The 7,482-nt window shown below is 36.1% G+C and carries 10 protein-coding genes and 1 tRNA gene; 9 read left to right on the top strand and 2 right to left on the bottom strand.

All coding sequences use genetic code 11. The features are described 5' to 3' along the window. From V4596_01925 to spoVG, 3 genes are all read left to right on the top strand, one after another. The coding region (locus V4596_01925; protein ID MES2767877.1) for a phospholipase D-like domain-containing protein at positions 1-863 on the top strand (863 nt) is incomplete at its 5' end. A 14-nt stretch (positions 864-877) separates the two neighbouring features. Further along, positions 878-1,591, top strand: a complete 714-nt coding sequence (locus V4596_01920; protein ID MES2767876.1) for an endonuclease/exonuclease/phosphatase family protein — start codon at positions 878-880, stop codon at positions 1,589-1,591. A 141-nt stretch (positions 1,592-1,732) separates the two neighbouring features. Next, entirely contained in the window at positions 1,733-2,044 is a 312-nt protein-coding gene (gene spoVG / locus V4596_01915) for a septation regulator SpoVG (protein ID MES2767875.1), read from the top strand. Positions 2,045-2,118: 74 nt separating this feature from the next. Here spoVG and V4596_01910 read toward each other — a convergent pair whose 3' ends face one another. Further along, complete coding sequence (locus V4596_01910) at positions 2,119-2,946, bottom strand: hypothetical protein (protein MES2767874.1); 828 nt, start codon at positions 2,944-2,946, stop codon at positions 2,119-2,121. 172 nt (positions 2,947-3,118) lie between these two features. Between V4596_01910 and V4596_01905 the strand changes: the two genes are divergently transcribed. The 3 genes from V4596_01905 to V4596_01895 all read left to right on the top strand — a co-directional run bounded on the left by V4596_01905 (position 3,119) and on the right by V4596_01895 (position 4,827). Continuing rightward, positions 3,119-3,565: a helix-turn-helix domain-containing protein gene (locus V4596_01905; protein MES2767873.1), complete on the top strand. Its 447-nt coding sequence runs from the start codon at positions 3,119-3,121 to the stop codon at positions 3,563-3,565. Between the two features lie 108 nt (positions 3,566-3,673). Continuing rightward, positions 3,674-3,748, top strand: a tRNA-Gln gene (locus V4596_01900). A gap of 266 nt (positions 3,749-4,014) precedes the next feature. After that, complete coding sequence (locus V4596_01895; protein MES2767872.1) at positions 4,015-4,827, top strand: hypothetical protein; 813 nt, start codon at positions 4,015-4,017, stop codon at positions 4,825-4,827. Positions 4,828-5,215: 388 nt separating this feature from the next. Here the strand turns inward: V4596_01895 and V4596_01890 are convergent, their stop codons facing one another. Next, the gene (locus tag V4596_01890; GenBank protein MES2767871.1) at positions 5,216-5,500 is read right to left on the bottom strand and encodes a DUF3892 domain-containing protein; all 285 of its coding nucleotides are present in this window, start codon (positions 5,498-5,500) and stop codon (positions 5,216-5,218) included. 180 nt (positions 5,501-5,680) lie between these two features. Between V4596_01890 and V4596_01885 the strand changes: the two genes are divergently transcribed. Genes V4596_01885 through V4596_01875 form a run of 3 tightly spaced genes read left to right on the top strand, consistent with a single transcriptional unit; the run spans position 5,681 to position 7,476 of the window. Beyond that, positions 5,681-6,262 carry a hypothetical protein gene (locus V4596_01885; GenBank protein MES2767870.1) on the top strand — a complete coding sequence of 194 codons (582 nt, stop codon included), beginning with the start codon at positions 5,681-5,683 and terminating at the stop codon, positions 6,260-6,262. A 4-nt stretch (positions 6,263-6,266) separates the two neighbouring features. Next, entirely contained in the window at positions 6,267-6,704 is a 438-nt protein-coding gene (locus V4596_01880; protein MES2767869.1) for a hypothetical protein, read from the top strand. After that, positions 6,697-7,476, top strand: coding sequence for an ImmA/IrrE family metallo-endopeptidase (locus V4596_01875; GenBank protein MES2767868.1), 780 nt, complete (start codon positions 6,697-6,699; stop codon positions 7,474-7,476). The genes V4596_01880 and V4596_01875 overlap by 8 nt, the downstream gene beginning before the upstream one ends. Positions 7,477-7,482: the final 6 nt, after the last annotated feature.

Genomic DNA, 7,482 nt, shown 5'->3' with positions numbered 1-7,482 from the left:
AATTATACTTCAGAGCACAATATTCAAACGGCAATTCCGAAAAAAATATTTTTAAATATTACCCAAAAAAAATTTCTCCCTTTTTAAAAATTTTTAATCGCCGCAACCATCGCAAAATTTTTGTGATCGACCAAAAAATCGCGTACGTTGGCAGCCTCAACGTGATGGAGCCAGCGCTCAAGTGGAAAGAAACCACGCTAAGAATTGAAAACTCCAATGACATTAATCTTTTAATGGAAATTTTTGAATGCACTTGGGATTGGATCGAAAATGATGTTTCTAGATTTAAAAGCTGTGACTTTAGAAAAATTATTTTTGAAGTAGAAAATTCTGATCATATTAGGACAACGCAAACTAAAGTTTTGAGAAGTCATTATAGAAAAGATTATCTAAAAAGAATCGACGACGCAAAAGAAAGAATTTGGCTTGTGACCCCTTATTTTAATCCACCAAGATTTTTATTGAAGGCATTGGTCGCGGCAGCTGAACGTGGGGTGGATGTGAGATTGATGGTACCCAATAAAACCGATCCTGCGTGGTTTAGCTATCTATCTAGAGTTTATTATTCTCCACTGATCAAAAAAGGTTTAAAAGTTTATGAGTATCAGGAAGGAATTCTTCATTCTAAAACAGCGCTTATAGATTCTGTGGGAATTGTTGGTTCTGGAAATCTCAACTATCGAAGCTTTTATCAAGATCTTGAGCTCAATATGATAGTTTCTGAAGTTTCAGAAATAGAGGCATTAAATAATGAGTTTATAAAAGATATGAAGCTTTCAAAAGAGATCACTACCAAAAAACAGATGAAAGCTTGGGAAAGAGCATTTGGTATGTTTCTAATGAAGTTTAAAACTTCATTCTGATTAGGGGTTGTTGGGTGATCATTAAAGTCTTGAGTTACAATATTCACAAAGGCAGATCTTTTTTCTTGAGGCATCGTACTTGGGGAGCCCTGGATAAACTAGTCCATGAGATAGAGCCGGATATTATTTTTTTACAAGAATTTCTTATTGAACCTCAAGCTGAAAAATTATTAGAAAAATTCGCTGATAAACTTTGGCCGCATTATTCATTTGGTCAGAACGCAACGATGGGTGATTACCATTACGGAAATGCTATTTTATCAAAGTACCCATTTGTGGAAACACACAGTACAGATATTTCTAACAATGCTTTAGAAAAACGGGGATTGCTGTATGGAAAAGTAAAGGTTCTGGATAATCGAGCTTTGTATTTATTTTGCAGTCATTTGGATCTCACATACAAAGGTAGAAAAAATCAAATTTCTAAAATTGAAAAAGTCACATCAGCATTAACAGAAAGTGAAGACCATGTGATCATTGCTGCGGACTTTAATGATTGGGACAATCGACTGCATCCAGAAATAGAATCAAAGCTTAACGTTAAAGAAACTTCATCCTCAGTGAATGGGTTTTTAGCGCCCACTTCGCCGAGTATTTATCCAAAATTCTCCCTTGATAGAATTTATTGTCGAAACTTAAGAGCCGTTTCGACTCAAATTTTGTCTAGTAAATATCTTAGAATTCTATCTGATCATCTTCCGGTGGTTTCTGAATTTGAAATTTTATAATTTAACTTCAGTGGTTTTGTATCGTCTTGGTACAGTTTAGCTAATCTTTTGACTTAAAAATTAAAAAGACTAAAGTCTCGGTCCTGGACTTCCGTTTGTATAAGTAGAGATATCTATGAGTATACAACTAAGGAGTCCTCTATGAAGATAACAGAAGTGAAGGTTTATCCTGTCAATGAAGATCGTCTAAGAGCCTACGTTACAATCACATTAGAAAACGTGTTCGTCGTTCGTGATTTAAAGATCATTAACGGGAATACAGGATTGTTTGTGGCTATGCCGTCAAAGAAACGTAAAGACGGGCAGTTTAGAGATATTGCGCATCCTCTCAATCAAGAGTTCAGGGAAGAGATCGAAAGATCAGTCTTTGAAGCTTACGAAAAAGAGATCAAAGCCATGGGAAAGAGCTTGGAAGAGCTTAAGAAGTCCGACTATGATACAGACCGCGAATAATAATTGAAATCTAGAAATAAAAAAGGCAGCTTTTTATAGAGCTGCCTTTTTTATTTTAAGAGATAGATTTAATATTAATCTACTTTTACTACGCTATTATTTAAAACCTTGTGGACTTGACTGAGAGTTTCTTGTAGTCCTTTCATCAGTTCAACACTTTTAGTTACAGAGTTTGATTTACACTCCGGCATTTTAGAGTGTGAAGAAAGTGAAGCAACTACTTTTAAATCTGCACCGGGATTCCCTCTAACACCAAGTAAGCTTCCAGATAATAATTCGGGAGTATTCGAATCGTTAGAACCTTTTGATGCTGTCCAATTATTTCCTACTGCTAGATTTTCTTTTGTCGTTTTGATACTCATGCTCACATTAACACATGGTACGGTATTTTGTACTTCAGGATTTCCGTAATCCACAACACCTCTCCAAGTTTTGTAGTCTTCACCGGTTGGCGTGACAACATTGATCTTGATTGCGGGCATTTCATAAATAGACATTTCAACTAATGAACCAGCCATCTTACGAATTTCTTTTGCACTGAATGCTGCAAATACGAAGTTCCCATCAGTTCCGTTAGCTTTGTTGGCATTTACCGAAAAGCTTGCTCTGTAGTAGCTAAGGCTTTTCTTGTTTTGCCATTGAAGATCCGGAACTACGAATGTCCCGTCCGCTTCAACTTTGATTTTTGCACTTTGGTTTCCACAAGATACGTTATCAGGAATTGGCCAACCACTTTTGTAATCACATTGAACTCTGACGGAAACCTCGAGTTCATCATTCGGTACGGTACTGTAATTATGGATTTTTCCTTTGAAGCTCGGAACAAGTACAGATGCTGCTTGAGCAAATGTAGAAGTGAAGACTGCCACTGTTACAGATAAAGCTAGTAATATTGTTTTCATAATAACCCTCTTAATTGGTTAATGGTTTTAGATGGGCTATGTATAAACCAAAGAAAAGTAGTCTGTCCATTATAAAATGACAGCTTTATTGTCATAATGTATTTTTTTTGTCATTTTGATGTAAAATAGTCACTTTGACATGTTTGGGACATTCTGGTATATTGGTATCACTATGAATAAAGAAGTCGTTTTATCAGATCTATTAAAAGAGATTAGAATCAACTATCAACTCCTTAAAAAAGGAGTTGAGTTCGTCCATAAGGGTTCAGACTTATCGGTGAGCGTAAGAGGCATTATTGAAATCCTGAATGATAATGGGGGAATGACTGTTCCTCACTTGGCAAAGCTTAGACATTTGAGCCGCCAAAGTGTTCAGGTTTTGGTGGATCAGATGCAAGAGCAGGGGTGGGTAGAGTCAAAGCCAAACCCATTCCATAAGAAATCCTCGCTCATCGAGCTTACAGATGAAGGTAAAAGGGCTTATAAAAACATGCAGGATCAAGAGATCAAGCATATGAAAAAATTAGACATTGATATCCCGGTAAAAAAACTCGAAGAAGCTTTAAAGCTTGTAGGGCACATCAATAAAAAGATCGATATCTTCTTAAGACAGGATTAATACCCTGAAATGCCTTCCTAGAAGGCATTAGAACTCCGCGTCTATAGCTAGAAATCATTGATTTTAGTCACCAAAATACGTAATTTGAGAACTTCATTCTACCTGTGTTGGGGTGTCGGCAAGCGGTAAGCTAACAGATTTTGATTCTGTCATCCATAGGTTCGAATCCTATCACCCCATCCATTTTTCCTACTAAATTTTGAGTACCAAAAAAATCCCGAAAGGGATTCAGCAGTTAGTTAATTTCATTTAAAAAACCCAAGAAGAGCCGAAATGTCGGGAAATGTCCCGAAATTTCGGGACTTGGTAACTGAATGGTAACATCCTGGTAACTTTTGTGGGGCTCAGGTACTTCCTTTTAAAAATGGTTTTTACAGGTAAGTTGATGTTGAGTAGTAGGGTTCGAACCTGTTCTTGATCCAACTATTCAGTACTAATACTATAGATTAATGAGTTCAAAAGATTTACTAAATGAAGCTAGAAAAAGACAGATCTCTCCTGATGAATTTTTAAAAAGACTTTGGAAATTATCAACAGGGCAAAAAAGACAAGCCATTCGTTTTTTACCGACGCAAACTAAACCCACTCGGATTTTTCGATCCAGAATATTTAATAAAGGTGTACTACCAGTTAGTGTAAGCGAACTTACCTACCCACCTATCGATAAGGCAACTTTGGGAAGAGCCAATAGTCCCAATAAATCTATTTTTTATGCTTCTGCTGGAGGGCCAACTACTTTTGTTGAATCAAAATGTAAAGTTCAGGACACACTGGTTTTATCAGAGTATCGAATCTACGATCCTTACATTCTAAATCCTATTGGCTCAAAAAGAGTTCAAACCCCAATGTCTGACTTTGAAATACTTTTAAACGAGATATTTACTTTTCCTGGTGAATATTTTTACGAGTATTCATCTAAAGTTGCTGAACACCTGCTTGGTGGTGAAGATATAAATGGCTTAATTTATCCATCAATTGCAGGTCAAAACGAGAGTGAAAATATAGTATTAAAGCCAAAATTTGTAGATCAATTTTTGAAGTTGATAAATACAACCGCCTATCACATAACCGGCATACCTCAACAACATAAATACGATGTTGAAGAATTCGACTTTGGCATTCCCCAAGAAGATAAGATTTCATGGAAAAAGCGTAGAAAAAATTGGTCGTTTAAATATAAAGGACAAATGTTAAAAATGATCTCTAACGGATGGAGTTGGGAGGCATTTGATGAAAAAGATATGCTTGTTGATCCTCATTAAGAAGATAGTATGTTTTGTGAAATGTCAGGACATTTCAAGATGGTAACTTATGGTAACTCCGAATTTGAAAGTTACATGATTTCAATTAGATAGAAGCGCAATACACTTCCATCCATTTTTTCCCTTCTAGAATTTGAGTTCCCAAAAAAGTTAAGTAAAGCCCGCTAGATGGCCTATTTCATTTAAGAAAACAAATCAGTTAAGTATTTCATAAAATTTCGGTGCATTTCAAAGTTTGGTAACACGATGGTAACACCAAAATTCTGCCTTTTTAGAATCTCATACTAGCACTATTAAACTTCAAAGAACCTAACGAATTCTGTAAATTCTTAAGAGTGTACGTACAGCTTCAGCGAAGTACGTACACTCTTAACTGCTAGCTGAAATTTTACAGCGGACAAGTGCTTAGTGATAGTAGGTTATCATTCCAGAAACCATCCGCATGAGTACGAAGATAAGGATATTTTCCCGCTTCTCTTACAACCCCAACGTCAGCTGACTTTCCAGTTTTTGGATCCTCAACATAAAACGAATCGATCTTAGATTCGATTCTTCTAATTGCTTCTTCTGTACTCAGCTTCCATGGAGCAGCTGGATTTCCCACAGCAGCAATGTGTTCATGTTTGTTTGAGCTGGAACTCATTATAATACAGGTAATTCGGCAACGTGCCATATCTCGTTCTCCTTTTCAGGGTTATGAGACGTTTAATTACGTCTCACATTGATATGCCGGTAGAAATGATTAATTCGACAAAATTTTCATAAAAATGTCGGATTTTACGTATTTTACGGCATTAAAAAGAGAGAAGGATGCCGATAGTATGTATACAAATATTGTTTAATCAGGAATTTTATGGGAAAACGAAGCGAAACGGTTACCTCTCGAGCTGCAACTTTAAAAGAAACTTCAGAAGCAATAATAGCTCTAACTGACAATGAGGTGCTCAAATTGAAAAGAATTGCGGATAAAAGATCATCTGTATTGAGTATAGGTGGTGGGCATCAAAATTGGGGAGATGAAGTGCTGCAGGAGGCCTTTACAAAAGTTTTGTCAGGCGAAAAAAAATGGCCCATTGAAAAGATAAATATTATGACATGTCTTTCACAAGCCATAAAAAATATTGTAGGGCATGAGGTTGATAGAGTAACTAAATCTTTAGAAGGAAAATCAGTGCCTTACGATTCAGCTTCTCATTTATCTACATTAGTTGATTCAGCATCTCAAAATCCACTTTTGTTAGTTGAAGCCGAGAGGCAAATGGAGACCGTGAAAATAGCACTTAATGACGATCCCTTACTTTTAGAACTTATAGAATATAAGCTTGCTGGGTTTGACCCAAAGGAAATTAGAGAGGGAATGAAATTAGGCGAAAAAGAATATAATGCCCTTGATATAAAATTGAAAAGACGGATTACTGCCGTTTTAGAAAGATAATAATATGAAAAATAGTAATAAAATTCAAAATATTAAAGATCTTAATATGATTTCAGAAATGCTTGCTTTAGAGGTTGAGGGCTTTAGCGATCAACAACTAATAGATGATTGTAAAAATAATGGTAAAGACTCAGCCTCTCTAATCAAAAGCACAAGAAATATATTGTCTGACGCTGTAAAAAAGAGTCGCCAGAAAAATTTGGAATCTGCTAGAGAAAATTATAATAAAAAAGCTAAATTGTTATCAGGCCAAAATATGAGAGTGCATTCGTCCCCTGCGGAAAGAAAAAAACTTTTTGAAACTTTGCTTTCAAAACTCCCATCTCTCGATCCGGGTTTTGCCCTCCAGTTTCGTGAATATAAAACCATGTCAGATGAAGATATAGTGAGTGTCCTGGAGCAAGCTGAAGCTCTTGGCTTTTTAGATGGTATTGATGAATAGCGCTCCGATATATAAAGATCCAGAAGACTTGCTTTTAGACTTGGGAATTACAAAACCAGAAGAAATTGATTTGCTATCAATAGCTCAATTTTGTAACGCACATGTGGTTGTTCAGCCTTTAAATGGGATCGAAGGTAGAATTATTGGCAATGCGAGCGAAGCATTTATAACAGTAAATGCGAACTCATCACCAGAACGGCAAAGATTTTCAATCGGGCATGAGCTGGGGCACTGGATGTATGATAGGGGAAAGCCATTTTTCAACTGCGCGAGCAGTGATTTTAAAAAATGGGGAATTAGAGAGCTGGATCCAGAGGTACGAGCAAATAAATATTCTGCTAATTTAATTATGCCCACATCAATGTTTGTACCCATGACAAGACGCGAACCAATTAATTTTGCTACCGTAAAAAAATTAATGTCTATATTTAATTCAACACTAATGGCAACAGCTATTCGGCTTGTTGAACAAGGACCTTATCCAAGTATGTTAGTTTGTACTGTGGCTGGTAAGCGTAAGTGGTTCTGCCGTAATAAAGTTTTACCAACATTTGTTTGGCCAATCGAAAATCTATGTATGGATAGCTTCGCCGCTGAGCTATTAAAGGGATTGCAGAAATCAGCAAATGGAACAGTAGGTGCAGATAGTTGGGTTACCTTAAAAGGATCAGAAGATTACTTAGTATTTGAAGATTCAATAAAAATAGGAAATAAAACAATCTTAAGTATAATTTGGTGGAAGGATGAATCCCAAATATCCGCTCTAGTGTAAAATTAT

It is taken from the genome of Bdellovibrionota bacterium, from assembly GCA_040386775.1.
Taxonomy (GTDB): domain Bacteria; phylum Bdellovibrionota; class Bdellovibrionia; order Bdellovibrionales; family JAEYZS01; genus JAEYZS01.
The sequence above is the reverse complement of the archived record's forward strand: the minus strand, read 5'-3'. Positions and strand labels throughout refer to the sequence as shown.